This is a genomic window from Alteromonas genovensis (assembly GCF_010500895.1).
In the GTDB taxonomy this organism is placed as follows: Bacteria; Pseudomonadota; Gammaproteobacteria; order Enterobacterales; family Alteromonadaceae; genus Alteromonas; species Alteromonas genovensis.
Genome location: NZ_JAAAWO010000002.1, coordinates 184,510 through 206,877, shown reverse-complemented (window position 1 = coordinate 206,877; position 22,368 = coordinate 184,510). Strand labels below are relative to the sequence as shown.

General features: G+C 45.2%; 18 protein-coding genes. 3 read left to right on the top strand and 15 right to left on the bottom strand.

Translation table 11 applies throughout. The features are described 5' to 3' along the window. Nucleotides 1–54 precede the first annotated feature (54 nt). The 15 genes from dnaE to rpsB form a co-directional block, all read right to left on the bottom strand. Nucleotides 55–3,519 (bottom strand): DNA polymerase III subunit alpha, encoded by a 3,465-nt coding sequence (gene dnaE / locus GTQ48_RS03660; protein WP_163105220.1) that lies wholly within the window; start codon nucleotides 3,517–3,519, stop codon nucleotides 55–57. Nucleotides 3,520–3,623: 104 nt separating this feature from the next. Then, nucleotides 3,624–4,199, bottom strand: coding sequence for a ribonuclease HII (gene rnhB / locus GTQ48_RS03655; RefSeq protein ID WP_163105219.1), 576 nt, complete (start codon nucleotides 4,197–4,199; stop codon nucleotides 3,624–3,626). Beyond that, a complete protein-coding gene (gene lpxB, locus GTQ48_RS03650; RefSeq protein WP_163105218.1) occupies nucleotides 4,192–5,340 on the bottom strand; it encodes a lipid-A-disaccharide synthase in 1,149 nt (382 codons plus the stop codon). Before lpxB ends, rnhB begins: the two co-directional genes overlap by 8 nt. A 2-nt stretch (nucleotides 5,341–5,342) precedes the next feature. After that, nucleotides 5,343–6,113, bottom strand: a complete 771-nt coding sequence (gene lpxA / locus GTQ48_RS03645; protein ID WP_163105217.1) for an acyl-ACP--UDP-N-acetylglucosamine O-acyltransferase — start codon at nucleotides 6,111–6,113, stop codon at nucleotides 5,343–5,345. A gap of 1 nt (nucleotide 6,114) precedes the next feature. Beyond that, a complete protein-coding gene (gene fabZ / locus GTQ48_RS03640; RefSeq protein WP_163105216.1) occupies nucleotides 6,115–6,564 on the bottom strand; it encodes a 3-hydroxyacyl-ACP dehydratase FabZ in 450 nt (149 codons plus the stop codon). Nucleotides 6,565–6,736: 172 nt separating this feature from the next. Next, the gene (locus GTQ48_RS03635) at nucleotides 6,737–7,252 is read right to left on the bottom strand and encodes an OmpH family outer membrane protein (protein ID WP_032094353.1); all 516 of its coding nucleotides are present in this window, start codon (nucleotides 7,250–7,252) and stop codon (nucleotides 6,737–6,739) included. 73 nt (nucleotides 7,253–7,325) lie between these two features. Beyond that, a complete protein-coding gene (gene bamA, locus GTQ48_RS03630; RefSeq protein ID WP_163105215.1) occupies nucleotides 7,326–9,803 on the bottom strand; it encodes an outer membrane protein assembly factor BamA in 2,478 nt (825 codons plus the stop codon). Between the two features lie 58 nt (nucleotides 9,804–9,861). Beyond that, on the bottom strand, nucleotides 9,862–11,214 hold the full coding sequence (gene rseP / locus GTQ48_RS03625; RefSeq protein WP_163105214.1) for a sigma E protease regulator RseP: 1,353 nt from the start codon (nucleotides 11,212–11,214) through the stop codon (nucleotides 9,862–9,864). Next, nucleotides 11,208–12,395, bottom strand: coding sequence for a 1-deoxy-D-xylulose-5-phosphate reductoisomerase (gene ispC, locus GTQ48_RS03620; protein WP_163105213.1), 1,188 nt, complete (start codon nucleotides 12,393–12,395; stop codon nucleotides 11,208–11,210). The genes rseP and ispC overlap by 7 nt, the downstream gene beginning before the upstream one ends. Beyond that, nucleotides 12,395–13,258 (bottom strand): phosphatidate cytidylyltransferase, encoded by an 864-nt coding sequence (locus tag GTQ48_RS03615; RefSeq protein WP_163105212.1) that lies wholly within the window; start codon nucleotides 13,256–13,258, stop codon nucleotides 12,395–12,397. The genes ispC and GTQ48_RS03615 overlap by 1 nt, the downstream gene beginning before the upstream one ends. A 54-nt stretch (nucleotides 13,259–13,312) precedes the next feature. After that, nucleotides 13,313–14,095, bottom strand: a complete 783-nt coding sequence (gene uppS, locus GTQ48_RS03610; protein WP_163105211.1) for a polyprenyl diphosphate synthase — start codon at nucleotides 14,093–14,095, stop codon at nucleotides 13,313–13,315. 9 nt (nucleotides 14,096–14,104) lie between these two features. Beyond that, entirely contained in the window at nucleotides 14,105–14,662 is a 558-nt protein-coding gene (gene frr / locus GTQ48_RS03605; protein ID WP_032094348.1) for a ribosome recycling factor, read from the bottom strand. Nucleotides 14,663–14,683: 21 nt separating this feature from the next. Further along, entirely contained in the window at nucleotides 14,684–15,424 is a 741-nt protein-coding gene (gene pyrH, locus GTQ48_RS03600; protein WP_032094347.1) for a UMP kinase, read from the bottom strand. A gap of 290 nt (nucleotides 15,425–15,714) precedes the next feature. Beyond that, the gene (tsf, locus tag GTQ48_RS03595) at nucleotides 15,715–16,587 is read right to left on the bottom strand and encodes a translation elongation factor Ts (protein ID WP_163105210.1); all 873 of its coding nucleotides are present in this window, start codon (nucleotides 16,585–16,587) and stop codon (nucleotides 15,715–15,717) included. 113 nt (nucleotides 16,588–16,700) lie between these two features. Then, nucleotides 16,701–17,432, bottom strand: a complete 732-nt coding sequence (gene rpsB / locus GTQ48_RS03590; protein WP_032094345.1) for a 30S ribosomal protein S2 — start codon at nucleotides 17,430–17,432, stop codon at nucleotides 16,701–16,703. Nucleotides 17,433–17,798: 366 nt separating this feature from the next. Here rpsB and map point away from each other — a divergent pair, with 366 nt between their 5' ends. The 3 genes from map to dapD all read left to right on the top strand — a co-directional run bounded on the left by map (nucleotide 17,799) and on the right by dapD (nucleotide 22,358). After that, entirely contained in the window at nucleotides 17,799–18,593 is a 795-nt protein-coding gene (gene map / locus GTQ48_RS03585; RefSeq protein ID WP_163105209.1) for a type I methionyl aminopeptidase, read from the top strand. Between the two features lie 292 nt (nucleotides 18,594–18,885). Beyond that, a complete protein-coding gene (gene glnD / locus GTQ48_RS03580; RefSeq protein ID WP_163105208.1) occupies nucleotides 18,886–21,537 on the top strand; it encodes a [protein-PII] uridylyltransferase in 2,652 nt (883 codons plus the stop codon). Further along, complete coding sequence (gene dapD, locus GTQ48_RS03575) at nucleotides 21,534–22,358, top strand: 2,3,4,5-tetrahydropyridine-2,6-dicarboxylate N-succinyltransferase (RefSeq protein WP_032094342.1); 825 nt, start codon at nucleotides 21,534–21,536, stop codon at nucleotides 22,356–22,358. The genes glnD and dapD overlap by 4 nt, the downstream gene beginning before the upstream one ends. The last annotated feature ends 10 nt before the right edge of the window (nucleotides 22,359–22,368 follow it).

The window sequence follows — 22,368 nt, the reverse complement described above, 5'->3', positions numbered from 1 at the left end:
TATCTACGCTCGTCAATACAAACGCGAGATGTCCAATCTATCGAACTCTACCTATTAATGGTAGAGAATTGAAACGGCTTTTTCTCCCAAACACTGTTTGAGATCGTGCAAGAGTTGATCCTCTGGGGTTACATACCACTTAACGCCGCACGCTAACGTTGCTTCGGCGTCGGGGTGCGTAACCTCTATTTGAACAGGACAACTACCGCCATTAAATGCCTGCAGAATAGATTGCATCTGACTCATTTTCTTCGTTTCAAGCGACTGGGTATCAACTTTTAACGCCAGCGCTTTCGCATTTTTCTCTCGTGCCTGAACAATGTCCATTACATCACGGGCGGTGATTGTATTGCCCCCAGAGAAATCATCAAAGCTGACCTGTCCCTTTACGAGCAATATTTTATCGGTTTCTAGCACACTTTCGAACTGTTCGTACGTATCGGGGAAAAAACGAACATCCATTCTGGCACTCTTATCATCCAGTGTCACTATTGCCCAACGACGTCCTCGTTTGTTCGTCATAACCCTTACGCCAAGTACAAGACCAACAGCACTCGACATTTGATCTTTGTTCGTTGGTTTTAAGTCCACAAGACGGCCATCGGTATAATAGCGCAGTTCATCGGCATATTGATTGATGGGGTGGCCGGTTAAATATAAACCTAAGGTGTCTTTTTCACCTTCTAGCCAAACTTTTTCAGGCCATTCGGGAACGTCGGCAAAGGCCTGCTCTACTTCATCGGGCTCAGTGGTCAGTAGTCCAAACATATCGGACTGTCCAAATGATTCGGCTTTTGCATGCTGACCTGCAGCAGCGAGTGCCTCAGGCAACGTGGCCATTAATGTAGCTCGATGGGGACCTAAATTATCCATGGCGCCAGATAATACCAACTTCTCTAGCACCCGCTTATTAACTCGCTTAGTGTCAATTTTTGCGCAAAATTCGAAAAGATCTTTAAATTCACCGTGAGTATCTCGGGCTTCAATTATGGCTTCAATTGGGCCCTCACCAACCCCTTTTATAGAGCCAATGCCATAGACAATGCGTCCTTTACTATCAACGGTGAATTTATATTTACCAGCGTTTAAGTCTGGGGGCAGAATTTCAATGCCCATGCGCTCGCATTCGTCTACTAGGGTAACAATTTTATCGGTGTTATCCATATCCGCGGACATTACCGCGGCCATAAATTCGGCAGGATAATGTACTTTTAGCCACAACGTTTGGTACGACACCAATGCATACGCCGCAGAGTGTGATTTGTTAAAACCGTAGCCTGCAAACTTTTCCACCAAGTCGAAGATTTTCATGGCCAAATCAGGGTCAATGTTATTGCCCTTGGCCCCTTCGGCAAACGCGCCGCGCTGCTTAGCCATCTCCTCTGGCTTTTTCTTACCCATTGCACGACGCAGTAAATCGGCGCCACCCAGTGAGTAGCCCGCCATTTCCTGGGCAATCTGCATAACCTGTTCTTGGTACAATATAATACCGTAGGTGGGCTCCAGAATAACTTCCAAGCATTCGTGCTGATAATCTTTATCCGGATAGGAAATCGCCTCTCTGCCGTGCTTACGGTCGATAAAGTTATCTACCATGCCCGACTGCAGTGGACCTGGGCGAAATAATGCCACCAATGCAATGATATCTTCGAAGCTGTCGGGTCTAAGACGCTTGATAAGCTCTTTCATACCCCGTGATTCAAGCTGGAAAACCGCCGTAGTTTCAGCATTTTGAAGCGTGCGAAAGCTTTTAGCATCGGCGAGAGGAATAGCAGAAATATCGATATCGATATTTTTGCCTTCTTTGACCATATCAATAGCCCACTGAATGATGGTCAGCGTTCTCAGTCCCAAGAAGTCAAACTTAACTAGCCCCGCAGTTTCAACATCATTTTTGTCAAACTGGGTGACCGGGTTGTTCCCCTCGTCATCGCAGTACAGTGGTGAAAAGTCGGTAATAGTGGTGGGCGCAATAACAACACCACCGGCGTGCTTTCCTGCGTTACGGGTAACACCTTCCAAAATACGCGCCATATCAATGAGGTCTTTTACCTCTTCGTCTTGCTCGTATACTTGAGGAAGCTGGGGTTCCGCTTTGAATGCTTTTTCCAGGGTCATACCCGGATCTGGCGGGATAAGCTTTGAAATTCTATCTACGAAGCCGTATGGATGTCCTAGTACCCTTCCCACGTCACGCACAACGGCCTTTGCTGCCATCGTACCGAAGGTAATAATTTGCGATACCGCTTGGCGACCGTAAAGCTCGGCAACGTGATCGATAACCTCATCCCGTCTATCCATGCAGAAGTCCACGTCAAAATCGGGCATAGATACACGTTCAGGGTTCAAAAATCGCTCGAAAAGCAAATCGAATTCAAGGGGGTCGAGGTCGGTAATTTTTAACGCGTAAGCCACTAATGAACCTGCACCTGAACCACGCCCAGGTCCAACGGGTATACCGTTATCTTTACTCCATTGGATGAATTCCATCACGATAAGGAAGTAACCGGGGAACCCCATTTGGTTGATAACCTCGAGCTCTATTCGAAGTCGGTCATCGTATTCTGGGCGTTTTTCCTTGCGTTCATTTTCATCTGGAAATAAAAACTCAAGCCTATCTTCAAGGCCTTCCTCTGAAACTTTTACCAAGAAATCTTCGGTGGTCATGCCACCGGTGGGAAACTGCGGTAAGAAGTACTCATTTAACCGAACGGTAACGTTGCATCGCTTCGCTATTTCAACGGTGTTTTCTATCGCTTCTGGAATATCGCTGAACAAGTCCACCATTTCTTCGGCAGTTCGCAGGTACTGCTGCTCGCTATAGCGCTTTGGACGACGGGTGTCGTCTAAGGTATACCCATCGTGAATACACACGCGAATTTCGTGGGCATCGAAGCCTTCTCTATCAATAAAGCAAACTTCGTTGGTCGCCACTACGGGTAAATCTTGCTGATGGGCGAATTCTACTGCACGGTGAAGGTAGTCTTCTTCTCCAACCCGTCCAGTGCGAACAAGCTCTAAATAAAAGCGGTCTTGAAAATAGGTTTTATAGAACTCGATTGAAGCATCGAGAATTTTTGTATTATTTTTGGTTAGCCCCACGCCAACATCGCCGTGTAAACCACCAGAAAGCACGATAAGCCCTTCACTGTGCTCAGCAAGCCAAGACTGGTCGATAACCGCGCGATGAGCTAGGTGACCTCTTAAATAGGCTTTGGATATAAGCACGGTCATGTTCTTATATCCCTCATTGTTCATGGCTAATAACGTTAGCCTGAACGGTTCGTCGCCAAATACCTCATTCGTTACCCAAAAATCAGTGCCAATAATGGGTTTGATACCCTTCGAATGCGCTTCAGAATAGAACTTCACTAGGCCGCACATATTCATTTGGTCGGTGATAGCGACTGCCGGCATTTCGAGCTCAGCCACTTTGCTCAAAATGGGCTTAACCTTGTTAAGCCCATCCATCATTGAATAATCACTGTGGACCCGTAAATGAATAAATGGCGAAGACATGATGTTATTTCTCTTTTTTAATTTTGTGAGGCATCTTGCGCTAGCAGCTTTGTTAACTGTTGTGCGTTAGCAGGTTTTTTTAACTACTGTGCGTTAGCAGCTTTTTAATTATCGTTTGTTAGCAACGCCTTTACCGGCTTAAAGCTTTTGCGATAGCAATCTAACACACCAAACTCGGCCAGTGCCGCAAAATGTGCTTTAGTAGGATAACCTTTGTGACCGGCAAAGTTGTATTGAGGAAACGCCTCGTGCAGAGCCAACATATCATTGTCACGCTCTACTTTTGCAATAATCGACGCCGCGGATATTTCTTGATGTAGGCTATCACCTTTCACAACCGCTTCAGATGAGTAATTCCATGCAGGCAACCGATTGCCATCTACACGCACAAAATCAGGTGTAACGGGAAGCCCCTTTACAGCTCGCACCATCGCTAACATGGTAGCGTGCAGTATATTTAACTTGTCGATTTCAGCTGGATTAGCACGACCTATATTCCAATACAGTGCTTTCTCTCGAATTTCTTGAGCTAATACAATGCGTTTTTTTTCGCTAAGCTTTTTTGAATCGTTGAGCCCTTCAATAGGATTTGACGGGTCTAAGATAACGGCAGCGGTTACCACGTCACCAACGAGAGGTCCGCGACCTACTTCATCCACACCGGCTATTAATTTATCCAAGTAACTCCTCCACTACCGCTTTTGCAGCTGTTTTATCAGCATCACATTTTAGCGTATGGTGGAGTTCGGTGAAACGGGAAATAAGTGCAGAATTGTCACTTTCAAAGAAACCTAATAATTGATTGCTCATATTCTCCGCGTTTACGTCCTCTTGAAGTAATTCTGGAACAATTGCATCGTTAGCAAGTAAGTTAGGTAAGGCAAAATACGGTGCTTTGTAAATGCGCTGCATAATTTTGTAGGTAAGCGGAGCCAGTTTATACGCAACAACCATGGGCCGCTTGCACAGCATGGCTTCTAAGGTTGCAGTGCCTGAGGCCAAGAGTATGACATCACTGGCAATCATGGCATCACGGGCAGTACCTGTTGTGATGTGAATAGGAAGTCGCGATTGCGCATCATCAGATTGCGCTAAAAACGCTTCAATTTGTACTAAACGATGTTCATTAGCTGCAGGAATGACAAACTGGATATCGGGGCGTTTTTTGTGGATAGCTTCTATCGTGTCTAAAAAAACAGGAAGCAGAGTATCTACCTCGCCCCGCCGTGAGCCGGGCAACACCGCCAAAACAGGCTTATCAGCAGCAAGGTCTAAGGTTGTTCTGGCCAGAGACTGATCCGGCACTAAAGCGATGGTATCCGCCATAGTATGACCCACAAACGTATAGGGCACTTGGTATTTATCGTATACCTTTTGCTCAAAAGGAAACAAACCCAATACACGGCTCGCTGCATTCGCAATTTTGTGAATACGTTTCTCTCGCCATGCCCACACGGTGGGACTGACATAGTGAAGGGTTTTTATACCGCGCTGCTTAAGCGTCTTCTCCACACGCAAATTAAAATCTGGTGCGTCTATGCCAATAAATATGTCTGGGGGGTTCTGCTCAAAGTGGGCGAGCAGCTGCTTTTTCACTTTTAGGATGGCAGGAAGATGGGACAATACTTCGACAAGACCCATTACCGACAGCGTTTCCATGTCGAATAATGTGTTAAAACCTTGGGCCTGCATATTAGGCCCACCAATACCCTCTATCACTGCATCGGGGTATTGGCGCTTTAGTTCAGCAACCACTCCAGCGGCGAGGACATCACCGGAAGGCTCTCCGGCAACCATGCCAATTCGTAATGGCGTTTTCATAACTATCGGATTATGCCTCGCTCAGCATGGCGAAGAAACTCTACCATGCGCGCCACACCATTGTGATCGTTAGCGGGAGTTTCTAACGCGTCGATGGCCTCTTCAATGGTATTGCCAGCACGATAAATGACTTTGTATGCGCGCTTTATCGCAAGCACTTCGTCCTTTTCAAAACCTCTGCGCTTAAGGCCTTCTGAATTAATGCCTTGAGGAATATTTTTGTGACCGCTCACCATAACAAACGGCGGAACGTCTCTTAAAATTATGCCGCCAGCACCTAAAAAGGCATGAGCCCCAATTTTACAGAACTGGTGAATACCCACTGCGCCACCAACAATAACAAAATCATCAATGTGAACATGGCCCGCTATTGCACAGTTGTTAGCAACAATGATGTCATCGCCGAGCACACAGTCATGGGCTATATGGGCATTAACCATAAACAAGCCACGAGAGCCAATAATGGTTACGCCTTCGTCTTGCACGGTACCGCGGTGAACGGTAACACCTTCACGAAACTCGTTGTCGTCGCCAATAATGAGTTCGGTGGGCTCGCCTGCATACTTCTTATCTTGGCAGTCTTCGCCAATAGACGAAAACTGAAAGAACTTGTTATTTTTGCCTATTCGCGTAGTGCCGCGAACAACTACATGTGACTTCAAGATGCAACCATCGCCAATAGTTACATTATCGTCGACCACACAAAATGGACCAATAGTGACATTTTCACCAATGGTAGCGCTCTCTGAAATTACCGCAGTCGGATGGATCACGTTATGCTATCTCTCTCATCGCACACATAAATTCTGCACTGCATACTAAATCGCCGTCGACGGTTGCAGTACCTTTAAACTTCCAGATCCCTCTTCTTTCTTTCACTAGCGCCACGTCAAAGTCTAACTTATCACCAGGCACTACCGGGCGCTTAAAGCGGGCGTTATCAATTCCTGCATACAAGTATAGACTGTCATTCTTGCCCATGGTTTTAAAACCAAGCACACCTGCCGCCTGCGCCATCGCTTCAAGAATAAGCACGCCTGGAAAAATTGGCTGGCCTGGAAAATGACCGGTAAAACACGGTTCGTTAATCGTAATATTTTTATACGCTTTGATTGACTCACCAAGAACGTAGTCGGTGACGCGATCGACTAACAGAAAAGGATAACGATGTGGCAATAGTGCCATTATTTCCTGAATTTCGATGGTATTAAGTGAATTGGTCAAGAACTTTCTCCTGTAATCAAGCATGACCTAGCAACTAATTTATGGTCAAACTCGCCGTAAAACTAAATTCGGCGGCAACCATACGCTGTTAAACGCAAAAAACAAATCAGACCAACACCTTTCGGTTGTTGGTCTGATAAATTGTTGCACACTACCAGCCTTGGCAATGTTTTTAGTTAGCTTTGCTAACCTGTTCTAATACTTGCTCAGACAGGTCGTGGTCTTCTTTAGCAAAGGCTACCGCACCAGCGTTAAGTACAAGGTCATAACCTTGCTTCGCCGCTACTGTATCGATTGCTTGTTTGATAAGACCTAGCAGCTTGTTACGCTCTTCGTTGCTACGACGCTGAATGTTTTGCTGAAGTGGCTGACCTTTTTGAGACAACTCTTCACGAACAGATAAGATCTTTTGTTCTAGTTCTTTTTTCTCTGAGTCGCTCATTGTTGCTGCATCGCGCTGAAGGCGTTCTGCGTAGAACTGACCGTCACGTTGAAGCTGATTAACTTCTTCAATTTGATCTTTAAACTCTAATTGAATTGCGTTTTGCAACTCTGCAGCCTGAGGCATAGCTTGGAAAATACCTTGCACGTCTACTACGGCCATCTTCTGCTCTGCCATTACTGACGTACTGACTAGTGCACTACTTAGCATTGCACCTGCAACGATATGTTTAACCAACTGTTTCAAAGGGAACTCCTTTTTGTATCTTCTTGTTTGGGACACACGAAGTGCGAGCCCGCTTTTCTAATTAAAAACGTATCTAAAAAGTTTGACCAATGTTGAAAGTGAAGAATCTCGCATCATCACCATCACGCTCTTGGATCATTCTAGAGAAGCTGAATACCATTGGTCCCATGGGAGAAACCCACTGAACCGATAAACCTGCCGAACTACGATACAGAGTCCAGTCTGAATAGTCCAATAGCTCACCCTGTTGATTCGGGTTAACGTTCAACTGTCTGAATCGTTCGTAATCGAATTCAGTATCCCATACGTTACCCACATCCACAAACAAACTTGTTCTTACCGAGTTGTCCATGTCAGCTTCGACAAACGGTGTTGGAACGATAAGCTCAATACCACCGAGTGCCATTGCGTTCCCACCTAGACTCTGTCTAGACCACGAAATAACCGCGTCAGCAGGATCCGTTGGGAACGCTTCGCCGTCTGGGCCTATTATATTACCAGGTGACGATACCAGTAAACCTCTTGGGCCAACGGTGTTGTTTTCAAACCCACGTAGTGAGTCTGCACCACCCGCGGTGAAGTTTTCTGTGAACGGAAGAATTTGTTCATTGCCGTTAATGTCGCCATAACCGTTTCCGTACCCTAAGCGAACTCGAGCTAAGAAAGACCAACGTTGATTGCGCGACAGTGGAAAATACCACTTACCATCAAACACAGTTTTAAAATAGGTTACATCAGAGTTAGGCGTCGTTGCACTAAATGAGGCTCGCTGCGATGAACCTGCTGTTGGGAACAAGCCACGGTTTAAGGTAACTCTGCTCCAACTCACGCTCGCCAAGTAGCTGTCATATTTTACCGCTGCATCTGGATCGTTTCCGTCTGGGAACTGATTGTAGAAGCGTTCGGTTTGCTCGTAGAAACCACGGTTAAATAGTTCAACATTGCTATAGGTTAGACCGAAGTTAATACGGTTTACTTCGTTTATCGGGTAACCGATATTTGCACCAACAGACCAGCGCTTCGAGTTGTACTGGATAACGTTAAAGTCTGAACCATCAAATTCGCTGTAACCAATACTTCCACCTAAACTGATACCGTCGATGGTGAAGTAAGGGTCGTTGTAGGTTATTTGCGCTGACTTCTGGTAAGAAACCGTGCTTAGGTTAAGACCTACGCGTTTACCGGTACCTAGGAAGTTATCCTGCTGAATACCCGCTTGCAGACTCAATTTCGTTCTGTCGCCGTAACCGATACCGGCGTTAAATGAGCCAGAAGGCTGCTCTTTTACGTTGAAGTTAACGTCTACCTTATCTTCTGAGCCAGGAATTCGTACTGTCTCAAACTCTACATTTTCCATGTAGGTAAGACGGGATAGCTGGCTTTTTGACACCTCAAGCTGGCTATTTGACAACCACGTGCCTTCCATCTGACTTACATTTTGGCGAAGAACGTCATCGGCGGTAACGACGTTTCCGTTAAATTTGATACGGTTAACGTAGATGCGCTTACCCGGGTCGACAGACAATGTCAGTTTTACCGTTTTGTCTTCATCATTGATATCAGGCACGGTGGTTACCGTTGGATAGGCATAGCCAAATCGACCAAGATACTTGCTGATGAATTCTTCTGTGTATGTCACTTCAGCTTGGTTATAAAGCTCACCAGGTGTTAACGGCAGTACACGTTCAATATATTCTTCGTGTCCGAGAACATCACCCACAAGCTCTACTTCTGAAATGGTGTATTGCTCACCTTCAGACACGTTCATGGCTACGTAGATACCGCTTTTCTCTGGTGTCATAGACACCTGCGTTGAATCTACATTGAAGCGCAGGTAACCACGGTCGAGGTAGTGGTTGCGCAACGATTCCATATCGCCTTGCAGTGTTTGCTGCTGATAACGCGTTTCAGATAAGAAATCCCACCAAGGGGTGTCGTATTGAAGTTCAAACGACTCCATCAACTCTTCATCTGAAAACAGCTCGTTTCCAACAATGTTAATTTGTTCTATTTCCGCAGCGTCACCTTCTTCGAAAAGAAGTTTTAGATCCACACGATTACGCGGTAGAGGCGTAATAATGGCGGTAACGTCAGCGTTATATTTACCGATACTGTAGAAGAAATCCTTAAGACCATTCTCAATAGAGGTTAATACGGTTTTGTCTAGGGGTTCACCAATCCTTACGCCATTTCCATCTAAGCTTTCTTGCAGCTGCTCATCTTTGATATCGTCATTGTCTTCAAAAATGATATTACTGATGGTTGGACGTTCAGACACGCGCACAACGAGTGTGTTGCCATCCCTCAATATCTCAACGTTTTCAAAGTGAGTTGAAGAATATAACGAACGGATAAGCTGAGTTACACGGAATGTATTTAGCTCATCACCTACTTGCACAGGCAAGTAAGTTAACGCCGCACCAAGTGCTACACGTTGTAAACCTTCAACACGAATGTCTTGTACTACGAATTCACTGTTTTGCGCCGCAGCATTGGCAAAGCTAGCACTGGAAAGAATAACTCCGGCTGCTACTAACTGTTTTAACTTCATCTACTTTTCTTTTCCTGGCCGCGTTTCATATTTGCTGTTTTGTACTTCCTGATATTCATCAGGTTATGCGAGCAATATCGTTAAAAATAGCGATACCCATAATCATAAACAGAAGCACGCCACCTATTCGGTAACCCCATTCTTGCACCGCTTCGGGCACAGGCTTGCCAATGATCCATTCAACGATGAAAAACATCAAATGACCACCATCAAGCATGGGCAGGGGTAATAAATTTATAATGCCTAAATTTACGCTTATTAAGGCTAGAAAACTCAAGAAGTATGCAAGCCCATAACCAGCGCTTGTACCTGCTCCTTGAGCAATTGAGATAGGCCCACTCAAATTTTTAACTGACACATCGCCAGTGAGTAATTTGCCTATCATTTCGACACTGAGTGTCATTAAGCGCCATGTTTTATCTAGCGCTGTCCCAATAGCCTCTATAATGCCATATTGATGCGTAAACACATACCCCTCTGGCCAAGACTCAAACGTTGGGCTCACGCCAAGATACCCACTTTGCCCTTGTGGTGTATCACGGCGCGCTATCGTGGCACGTAGTGTCTGTTGTTGTCCATCCCGTTCAATAGCAAGAGAAATAACCTCTCCAGGGCTTTCAACAACTTCATCAACTAACGCATTCCACGAAGCAAGCTTATTACCATTAAGTGTAACGATTTTATCACCAGGCAAAAGCCCCGCTTCCTTCGCTGCACTATCATCGCCTACAAAACCAACGGTTAAAGTTGGATTTGGGCGAAATGGCGTCAATCCTAAGCTGCTTAAAGGAGACTCGATATCTGGGTCAAAGTTCCAAGTATCCAGTGTAAATGTGAGTTCTTTTTCAGTATTCGATGAATTTCTAACGGTAACTACAGTATTGTCGCCGCCAATATTTGACACTAACTCTAAGTTAACAGCTTCCCAATCTGGCGTGTTTCGCCCGTCAATATTGATAATTTCATCGCCAGGTTGCACACCTGCCACGTGGGCAATACTGTCAGGCTCTACTGCTTTAACTATTGGCTTAACCGTCTCTAGACCTACTATGTACATTAGCCAGAGCGCAAAAAACGCAAATATAAAATTAACGCCTGGGCCCGCAGCAATTATGGCCATACGTTGCAATACGGTTTTGTTGTTAAAGGCTTTACTCTCGAGTTCAGGTGGGACATCGTCAATTCGCCCGTCAAGCATTCGCACGTATCCGCCAAGTGGGATCATGGCAATCACATATTCTGTACCTGACTTACTCAGCTTGCGCCAAATCGGCTTGCCAAAGCCTATGGAAAAACGCTCTACCTGCACTCCACATTTTCGTGCCACATAAAAGTGACCCCATTCGTGAACGGCAACAAGAATACCGAGGGCAAGAATGAATGCACCTAGACTCCAAAAAAATGCTAGCACTGAAATTTACCTCGAATTAATTCGTTCGCTTTGGTTCTAGCCAATGCGTCTTGCTCCAATATCTGCTGAATAGACGTCATCTCCACCATAGACAGTGCATTTAAGGTCGCCTCGTTGACTTTTGCAATATCACAAAAAGCAATTTGCCCCTCTAGGAAGTGCGCTACTGCAACTTCATTGGCTGCATTTAAGCTGGTGGTTGCACACTGCCCGTTTTGACAAGCGTCTATTGCCAACTTCAAATTTGGATATCGTTCAAAGCACGGCGTGTGGAAACTGAAGTCGGCTAAGCGTTTAAAATCTAACGGCTTGACGCCAGCGTCAATTCGCTCGGGATGTGCTAAGCCATAAGCAATGGGCGTGCGCATATCCGGATTCCCCATTTGGGCAATCACCGAACCATCAACATACTGCACCATTGAGTGAATAATGCTTTGCGGGTGAATAACAACATCTATATCGCTGGCATTGACACCGAACAGCCAACATACCTCAATAAACTCAAGCCCCTTATTCATCATGGTGGCTGAATCGATCGTAATCTTTCTGCCCATGGACCAATTAGGGTGAGTTGCAGCCTCATCGATAGTAATGCTGCTAAAGGAATCTAATGCTCGTTCTCTAAACGGTCCGCCAGAACCAGTAAGCAATATTTTTGCAATACCGGAGCCCGCTAAATCACCGTAGGTATAATCATGGGGTAGGCATTGGAAAATAGCGTTGTGTTCACTATCAATAGGCAGAATTTGCGCGCCGCTTTTATTCGCCGCGTCGATAAAGAGCGCACCGGACATAACCAATGCTTCTTTATTGGCAAGCAATACACGCTTTCCCGCTTTTACTGCGGCCATGGTGGGTAATAAACCTGCAGCGCCGACAATTGCCGCCATCACAGCATCTACTTCTGGTGCGCTTGAAACATCTTCTAAAGCCTGCTGGCCGCATAGAATTTCTGCTTCGACATTATGTTGCTTAGCAAGCTGTAAAGCATCGTCGTAATTTTTAGGGTCAGCAATGACCACGTAACGGGGCGAGCATTTATTTGCCTGCTCCATAAGCAAAGGTAACTGCGTGTTGCCGGTGATAGCAAAAACGCGATATTTGTCTGGGTGGCGGTTAATAACATCAAGTGTATTGCAACCAATGGAGCCTGTGGCCCCTAATACCGTTACCGTCTCCATTACGCCATCCAAGTAACATAGCAAAACGCGAAAACAGGAAACGCAGCAGTTAAGCTGTCAATACGATCTAAGACCCCACCATGCCCGGGTAAAATCTTGCCACTGTCTTTAATGCCTGCACAACGCTTTAGCATGCTCTCGTTGAGATCGCCTAACGCTGATACTGCCACCGTAATTCCGCCGATTGCAAGATGGAGCCAAATACGCGACGGTTCAACTTGGTAATGCAGTGCGGCAAAGGCGATAATTGCAAACGACGCAGCAATACCACCTAATAAGCCTTCTAAGCTTTTACCCGGTGATACATTAGGACGCAGCTTATGGCGGCCAAACTTAACGCCCACAAAAAACGCGCCAATGTCAGCGGCCCACACAATACCCAATACATAAAAGATAAGTGAGGCGCCATAGAAAGGGTCTACATCGTGCAAGCTTGTGCGAAGCGCGATGACCGCAACCCATGTAGGAATGAGAGTAAGTAAACCAAATACCGTTCGCACCACCCTGCTGTCGCGCCAAAATTTAGAATACTTTGGATAGGCAAGCACCATTGCCAATGACGCAATCCACCATACAACAGCTACGCTGAGAATACCCGTATATAGGCCGTGTAGCTGGCCTTGATACCAGATAACACTGGCATCAACAATAAACGAAAGCGCTATACAAATAGCAAATGCACCTGCCATAAAGAGCAGTTTTTTAGGTCTTTCACAGACACCCGCCATGGCTGCCCACTCGTAAGCGCCGATACCTACAACGCCAGCTATAGCAATCTCAAACCAGAATATTGGTAAAAATAGAATGGCGTACAGTGCAAGTGGCGCAAGAATTAATGCGGTTATTATTCGTTGTTTTAGCATAATTTGCCCTTGGCTTTTATATTCAGGACGAGTCCGATAATCGCCTGAGTAAACCTAATCATTGGAAACGATAACCTGCTCACCGGTGAGACCGAAACGACGTTGACGTACATTAAAGTCGTCTACAGCGAGCTGAAATACATCTTCGTTGAAGTCTGGCCACAATACGTCGGTGAAATAAAGCTCAGCGTAAGCGCATTGCCATAATAGGAAATTACTTATGCGGTGCTCGCCACCAGTCCTGATAAGGAGATCTAATTCGGGTAGGTTTGCGGTAGAGGTATGTGCAGTGAACATCGCTTCATCAATATCACTCGCGTGTATTTTACCTTCTTTCACTTGATTTGCTAATTGCTGAGCAGCATTAACAATGTCCCAACGCCCGCCGTAGTTTGCTGCAATATTAAGCACTAGGTCGGCATTGTCTTTGGTCATCTCTTCGGCTTTGCGAATTTTTTCTACCAACTTTCCGTCAAAGGCACTTAAATCGCCGATAACTTGAAGCCGAACGCCGTTTTTGTGCAGTCGCTTTGCCTCACTGTTAAGTACGAGGTTAAACAACTCCATCAACACGCTCACTTCCTCTTCTGGTCGCTTCCAGTTTTCGCTGGAAAAGGCAAACAATGTGAGTGATTCAATGGCGTTTTGCCTAGCAAACCGCACTACAGAACGAACAGACTCAACACCTGCTTTGTGACCAAAAGTACGAATCTTCCCTTTCTTTTGCGCCCATCGACCGTTGCCATCCATAATGATAGCCACGTGTTTAGGGCCAGCAACTGGTGCTGGCCCTATTACGTTAGTCTTTTTGGCTGCGTTTAAACGCTTTCCAATCATGATACTAACTTATACTTCCATGAGTTCTTTTTCTTTGTCAGCAAGCATGCTGTCAACTTTCTTAATAATTTCATTAGTGATTGTCTGAATGTTCTCTTCAGCAGCGCGACTTTCGTCTTCACTAATTTCTTTTTCTTTTAGCAAATCTTTGATGTCGCCATTCGCATCACGACGAATGTTTCGAATCGCAACACGTCCGCCTTCTGCTTCATTACGCACAACGCGGATAAGATCTTTTCTTCGTTCTTCCGTTAATGGTGGAAGAGGAATACGAATAGAACCACCTGCACTCATTGGATTTAATCCCAAGTCAGACTGCATGATAGCTTTCTCAACGGCCTGGATAGCTGATTTATCGAAAACCGTTAGCGCAAGTGTGCGGCTATCTTCGGCAATAACATTTGCAACCTGCTTCAGCGGTGTATCTACGCCATAGTATGGCACCATGATACCGTCGAGCAGACTGGGATGTGCACGCCCCGTGCGTATCTTGCTAAACTGGCCTTTCAGGGCAACAACACTTTTTTCCATGCGCTCTTGCGCATCTAATTCAATTTCATCAATCACGATTATATGTCCTATGTTTCTTTATTTATCATTGCCAGCGTGGCTGATTATCGTGCCTTCTTTTTCGCCCATCACTACGCGCTTAAGACAACCAGGCTTATTCATATTGAAAACGCGAATTGGGAGGCTGTGGTCACGTGCTAGGGTAAATGCTGACAAATCCATTACTTTTAGTTCCTTGTCCAATACCTCATTATAACTGAGTTGATCGTACAAGGTAGCGTCTGGATTCTTAACCGGGTCATCGCTGTAAACACCGTCAACCTTTGTTGCTTTCAACACAGCGTCAGCTTCAATCTCGATGCCACGTAAACACGCCGCAGAATCTGTTGTGAAAAATGGATTGCCTGTACCGGCTGAGAAAATAACGACTCTACCCGATTTTAACAGACTAATAGCCTCTGCCCAGTTGTAAGCATCACAAACGCCATTCAATGGAATAGCTGACATCATACGTGCGTTAACAAATGCTCTGTGCAACGCGTCACGCATCGCCAAGCCGTTCATTACTGTAGCTAGCATACCCATGTGGTCGCCAACAACACGATTCATACCTGCTTTCGCTAAACCTTCGCCGCGAAATAAGTTACCGCCACCAATTACAAGACCCACTTGAACGCCAAGTTCAACCAACTCTTTAATTTCTTGTGCCATTCTATCAAGCACTTTAGGGTCAATGCCAAACCCTTCTTCACCCATGAGGGCTTCACCGCTTAATTTTAATAGAATGCGTCGATATGCTGATTTAGGTGTGATACTCATTATTCGATATGTCCTCGTAAACCCGGTTTGTGCTATACATTTTAACGACATGCAGCTGCATGAAAAAATATAGAACAAAGCGCTTTAGCTCATTTTGATATGTTTATGCATTTGCATAAGTGGTTTTGCTGCATACTACTTGCCATTACAGCGACGCTTATCATCACATCAGCGCCTCACACTATCGCGAAACCGCAGTAATAGAAAGAGATTCGGCTATAAAAAAGCACCTCCGAAGAGGTGCTTTTAGTTTATCTGACATTCACTGAATGCAAAAGAAAAACGCTCAATTATTTCTTGGCCGCTTCCATTTGCGCAGCTACTTCTGCTGCGAAATCTTCAGTCTTCTTCTCGATACCTTCACCTACTTCGAAACGTACGAAGTTGATAACATCAGCGCTGTTGTTCTTTAGAAGTTCAGCAACGGTGATAGATGGATCTTTAACGAAAGGTTGGCCAGTAAGACTCACTTCACCAGTGAACTTCTTCATGCGACCCGCAACCATTTTCTCAGCAATGTCAGCTGGCTTACCAGACTGCATTGCGATGTCGATTTGGATTTCTTTCTCTTTCTCAACAACTTCAGCCGGAACGTTTTCAGGCTTAACGTACTGCGGGCTAGCAGCTGCAACGTGCATACACACGTCTTTAGCTAGCTCTTCGCTGCCGCCATTAAGGATAGAGATAACACCGATGCGACCACCGTGAACGTAACCACCAAGCGTGTCACCTTCAACGTTGATTACGCGACGTGGAGAAATGTTTTCACCAATTTTCGCTACAAGCGTGTCGCGAGCGTCGCTAACTTTAACGCCGTTCATTTCTGCGTCATTAAGCGCATCGATGTCGTTAATGTTATTCGCAGATGCTACTTCTAGTAAGTCGTTACCGAACTTAAGGAAGCTTTCATCACGTGCTACGAAGTCAGTTTCGCAGTTAAGCTCAAGCATAGTCGCACGACCACCTTCAACTTTAGTAAGGATTACACCTTCAGCTGCGATACGGCCTGCTTTCTTAGCTGCCTTTGCTTGACCTGATTTGCGCATGTTCTCGATGGCTAGTTCAATGTCGCCATCCGTCTCAACCAGGGCTTTTTTACAATCCAGCATGCCTGCGCCTGTACGTTCGCGCAGTTCTTTAACTAGTGCTGCAGTCACTGCCATTTTTCAATTCCTCAGCAATAAATATAAATTCGTTAGGTAAAAGGGGCGACTCGCCCCTCTCATTACGTTCCGCAATATGTCACCACCTTTTACAAGGCAGCGAGCAGTCAGAATTACTCTGCCGCTTCTACGAAATCGTCTTGCTCAGCTTGTACTTCAAGGTTGCTTTCGCGACCTGAGTTAATAGCGTCTGCAGCAGCGTCCAAGTAAAGTTGGATAGCACGGATAGCATCGTCGTTACCAGGAATGATGTAATCAACACCATCTGGGTTAGAGTTAGTATCTACAACACCAACAACAGGGATACCAAGGTTTCGTGCTTCTGTAACTGCAATGTGCTCGTGGTCTGCATCTACAACAAAGATCGCGTCTGGAAGACCGCCCATGTTTTTGATACCACCAAGGCTGTTTTCAAGCTTATCCATTTCGCGCTGAAGCATTAATGCTTCTTTTTTGGTTAGCTTTTCAAACGTACCGTCTTGGCTCTTTTGCTCAAGCTCTTTCAAACGCTTGATTGATTGACGAACTGTTTTCCAGTTAGTCAACATACCACCTAACCAACGCTTGTTTACGTAGAACTGGTCGCATTTTACTGCAGCATCTTTAATTGCATCGCCAGCGGCACGTTTTGTACCAACGAAAAGGATTTTACCTTTCTTCGACGAAACACCTGAGATGTAGTTCAACGCGTTGTTGAAAAGTGGAACTGTTTTTTCAAGGTTTATGATATGAACTTTATTACGAGCACCAAAGATGTAAGGTTTCATCTTTGGGTTCCAGTAACGAGTTTGGTGACCGAAATGCACACCGGCTTTCAGCATGTCACGCATAGAAACATTAGCCATTTTATTTTCCTCTTGGGGTTAGGCCTCCATATACCCCTTGTATCGATCCTTGCCAACGCGAGTTAGCTTGGACACCCCGATAACAAGTGTCGGTATATGTGTGTTTTAATAAAAGAATATACCCTTTAACGTGCGGCTTTTTTCGCAATGAAAAATAGGCTTTCCGTCAGGGCGCGCGCTTTATACCATAACCACAGTTTACTCTCAAGTTTTAAGCCCATATTCAGGGGCATTTCCTCTCTTCAATTTTTCTTTCTTCTTTCTATAAACAGTCTCTTTGTGCTCTTGCTTATCCAAAAGCGGTCTTATTAATGATATACTGCGTAGAATATTGTCATTAACTAAATACGATTATTGAGAGGCGTTGTGGCAGCAATTATCAAATCCCCTGATGAAATCGAAAAAATGCGCGTGGCTGGAAAACTAGCGGCAGACGTATTAACCATGATCACTCCCCATGTAAAAAAAGGAGTAACGACAGATGAACTCAATACGCTATGTCATGAGTATATCGTCAATGAGCAACAGGCTATTCCTGCTCCTTTGAATTACGGGCAACCGCCTTTTCCAAAGTCTGTATGTACGTCGGTTAATCACTGTATTTGTCACGGCATACCTTCGGACAAAAAGCTGAAAGACGGCGATATTATTAATATCGACGTTACGGTTATCAAAGACGGCTATCACGGCGACACATCAAAAATGTTTGTTGTGGGCAAACCTACTATTCTAGCGGAACGTTTAATACGCGTGACGCAAGAGTCATTGTACAAGGCGATTGAGCAGGTTAAGCCCGGCATGCGTTTAGGCGATATTGGTCATATATGCCAAACCCATGCAGAGGCGCATAACTATTCAATTGTGAGAGAATATTGTGGCCATGGTATTGGCTCGAGCTTTCATGAGGAACCGCAGATTGTGCATTACGGTAAGCCAGGAACCGGTGAAGAACTTGTACCAGGCATGTGTTTTACCATTGAACCTATGGTGAATGCGGGTAAGCGCTATTCAAAAGTGCTTCCAGACCAATGGACCGTTGTTACTAAAGACAGGAGCTTGAGTGCGCAATGGGAACACACCTTATTGGTGACTGAAGACGGTGTCGAAGTGCTAACACTTCGCGATGAAGAAACGCTTCCCCGTACCATTTCTCACAGCTAATCAGGGCTGCCGTTAATTATTAAGCGCCCCCCCTTACAGCCGCGCTAGCCATTGATATGAATTCTGTAGCAATGGCCAGCGCGGCTTTATACAAACCTCACGTATAACTTCTTTTACTTACTCACCCTGTAAATGTAATGCCCTACTTATCTCTGTCTATCGCTTACGCTATAACATTTTTCCATAAATATTCACAATTTAACCTAAAATATGCATTTATTCACAGGTGCGAATTGATATTAATTCATGATAAAGTCAGAGGTGTTTGTTAGACGTCCGGAAAAGGTGCAATTTGACGCTCCAATCTCTTATTCAAGATATCGATACCATAGGTGCTGTTGATGATGTTCCTACTATTAAGGCCTGTGTAGAAAAAAGCTACGAATGGATAACGCAATCTTTTGATAGCACCCCAGTAAATCAGCTAGTCACTGGCAGAGCGCACTTTGTTGACGCACTTCTTTGCCACCTTTGGAAATTATTCGGCCTAGGTGCTGTAAACGACCTCTCGCTTTGCGCTGTTGGTGGTTATGGTCGCGGCCATCTTCAACCTCATTCAGACATCGACTTGCTTATTGTAAGTAAAAAGAAGCTCAGTGCTGATGCTCAAGAGAAAGTAGGTCTCTTCATCACCTTACTGTGGGATATTAAGCTTGATGTAGGACAGTCGGTACGAACCTTAAAAGAAACGGTAAAGCTAGCAAAAGACGATATCACCATTGCCACTAACCTTGTGGAAAGTCGTTTATTAATTGGAAGCGAAGAAACGTTTGAAAAACTCTGGGAAGAAGCTAACGGCAGAAACTCTTGGAGCAGCAAAGCCTTTTTCTCTGCAAAATACGATGAGCAGAAAAGGCGTCACGCAAAGTTTAACGGTACTGCCTATAACCTTGAACCGAATATTAAAGAAAACCCTGGCTGTTTGCGTGATATTCAATCTATTGGTTGGGTGGCCAAAAAGCACTTTAAAGAATATGACGGCTGGAATTTGGTCGGCCATGGTTATTTTACGGAGCAAGAGCACAGCGAGTTAATAGCCTGTCGGATGCATCTTTGGAAAATGCGCTGCGCACTTCATTTAGTTGCTCAACGAAGCGAAAACCGCCTCCTGTTTGATTATCAGCCTGATGTGGCAGAGATGATGGGGTACGGGGAAGAAGGCAAGTCATCTGTAGAAAAGATGATGCGTGACTTTTTCCGTACAGTGGCAAGAGTAACCGAGCTCAATCAGATGCTGCTCCAGCGCTTTAAGTACGATATGTTGAATCAAAGTGTTCAGCACAGTGCCATCATCAATGAAGACTTTGAATTACTCGACTACATGATATCACCGCGCCACGAGCGCGTGTTCTCAACACCTGAGGCAATTCTCGACTTTCTAAATTTAGTGACGAATACCCCTGAAGTAAAAGGCCTCAGTACCATATGCATTAGACAGCTGCGCAATGCTCACAGAGAGTTTGAAAGTGATTACTACGTAGAACGACCTGCATGTCGTGAAAAGTTCATGATGTTAATGAAGCAACCAGACTTCTTCAACTTCGGCTGGGACATCATGCATCAATACGGCATTATTCAAGCCTATTTGCCTGAATGGGATACCATTGTGGGCATGATGCAGTTCGATTTGTTTCACGCCTATACCGTTGACGAGCACACGCACAGGCTCGTTAAACAGGTCAATTATTTCTTCTCGAAAGAAAACAAAGATTTTCCTCGATGCGGACGCATTTGTCGAAACCTCGATAAACCGGAAGTACTCTATATTGCCGCCATCTTTCACGATATAGCAAAAGGTCGAAACGGCGATCATTCCAAACTTGGCGCAAAAGATGTCGCCACGTTCTGTGAGCTTCATAATGTGCCTTCAGATGATGCCGAAATGATAGCCTGGTTAGTAGAAAATCACCTACTGATGTCGGTGGTGGCTCAACGACGAGACATTTACGATCCGGATGTGATCAGTGAGTTTGCAGGAGCAATTCGAAGCCACAATCATTTAAACTTACTTTATACGTTAACCCTTGCAGATATTCGCGCTACCAATGACAATTTGTGGAACGACTGGAAAGCCTCATTGCTCAGAGAGCTATACCTAATGACGCAAAAAGCACTAGATAACGGATTGCAGTGTCAGGTGACCCTGAATGAACGCGTTGCGACACATAAACATCAAGCACGACAGATTTTACAAGAGCGCGCCGTTGATCCGATATCTGTTGATGCGCTGTGGGCACGATTAGACGACGATTACTTTGTGCGCTTTAAACCCACCCAAGTTGCGTGGCATACAGAAGAAATTATTACGGCACAAGATGACTGGCTAACTCCCGACAATGAAGCTTTACTTGTACGGGCAAATGACAACAGCGCCAAAGGTGGCACTGAGTTGTTCGTTTATGGTAAAGACAGAAAGGCCCTGTTTGCACAGGTTGCCTCGGTACTTGATAGCAGAAACTGCTCAATTCACGATGCCCACGTTACCGTTACTCGAGACGGCTACGTATTCGACAGTATGATAGTTCTGGAAAATGATGGCACTCGCCTTTCATCCGACTCTCGTATTTCGTCGCTAGAAAAGGCAGTATCTACACAGCTTGAAAAACCTGGGCGTTCTCACGAAAACAAGCGCAAACTGCCTCGTCAAATGCGACAATTAGACGTACCAACTAAAGTGCGCTTTTTCAACTTACACGACGAAGCCACTCTGGTTGAGCTTGAAGCACTGGACGCGCCCGGCATTTTGGCTAAAATTGGCCACGCGTTTGTCGACACGAATATGACATTAAAACTTGCTAAAATAGCCACTATTGGCGAGCGCGCCGAAGACATTTTCATCGTCAGCAACGAGGCTGGCACCGCATTAACCCAAGAACAACAAGTCAGCTTAAAAAAGCAGATTTTGTTTAAACTCGACCAACTTGAAGATATTACAATACCATGAATGAATTGAAATCCATTATTGAAGACGCCTTCGAAAATCGCGATGCCATCAGCCCAAATGAAGCACCTGATGAGGTAAGAAATGCCGTTGCAGAAGCTATCTCATTACTGAATAGCGGCAAAGCTCGAGTAGCAGAGAAAATTGCTGGGGAATGGGTAGTTCACCAGTGGTTGAAAAAAGCGGTATTGCTTTTCTTCCGTTTGCACAATAACGAAATGATTGACGGTGCCGAGAGCAAATACTTTGATAAAGTGCCTCTTAAGTATACCAACTACACCAACGAGCAGTTCGTTGCTGACGGTGCGCGCATTGTGCCACCGGCAGCAGTTCGCACTGGTACATTTGTGGGTAAAAACGCGGTGGTAATGCCATCGTACGTCAACATTGGTGCATTCGTGGATGAAGGCACAATGGTTGATACATGGGCAACCGTGGGTTCATGTGCACAAATTGGTAAGAACGTTCACCTTTCTGGTGGCGTAGGCATTGGCGGCGTGTTGGAGCCATTGCAAGCAAACCCAACCATCATCGAAGACAACTGCTTCATAGGAGCCCGCTCTGAGATTGTCGAGGGCGTTATTGTTGAAGAAGGTGCGGTAATTTCTATGGGTGTGTATATTGGTCAAAGTACTCGTATATACGACCGTGAAACCGGAGAAATTCACTACGGTCGAGTTCCAGCAGGTTCGGTAGTGGTTTCAGGAAACCTGCCAAGTGCTGACGGCAAATATAGCCTTTACGCTGCTATCATCGTGAAAAAAGTAGACGCGAAAACCCGTGCGAAAGTTGGCATTAATGCACTTTTACGCGGCGTTGAATAGCACACCTAGT

Coding starts and splice junctions, on each gene's coding strand:
- dnaE (WP_163105220.1), bottom strand. CDS start 3,519: ATGTCTTCGCCATTTATTCATTTACGGGTCCACAGTGATTATTCAATG.
- lpxB (WP_163105218.1), bottom strand. CDS start 5,340: ATGAAAACGCCATTACGAATTGGCATGGTTGCCGGAGAGCCTTCCGGT.
- bamA (WP_163105215.1), bottom strand. CDS start 9,803: ATGAAGTTAAAACAGTTAGTAGCAGCCGGAGTTATTCTTTCCAGTGCT.
- ispC (WP_163105213.1), bottom strand. CDS start 12,395: ATGGAGACGGTAACGGTATTAGGGGCCACAGGCTCCATTGGTTGCAAT.
- GTQ48_RS03615 (WP_163105212.1), bottom strand. CDS start 13,258: ATGCTAAAACAACGAATAATAACCGCATTAATTCTTGCGCCACTTGCA.
- uppS (WP_163105211.1), bottom strand. CDS start 14,095: ATGATTGGAAAGCGTTTAAACGCAGCCAAAAAGACTAACGTAATAGGG.
- pyrH (WP_032094347.1), bottom strand. CDS start 15,424: ATGAGTATCACACCTAAATCAGCATATCGACGCATTCTATTAAAATTA.
- tsf (WP_163105210.1), bottom strand. CDS start 16,587: ATGGCAGTGACTGCAGCACTAGTTAAAGAACTGCGCGAACGTACAGGC.
- rpsB (WP_032094345.1), bottom strand. CDS start 17,432: ATGGCTAATGTTTCTATGCGTGACATGCTGAAAGCCGGTGTGCATTTC.
- dapD (WP_032094342.1), top strand. CDS start 21,534: ATGAATGAATTGAAATCCATTATTGAAGACGCCTTCGAAAATCGCGAT.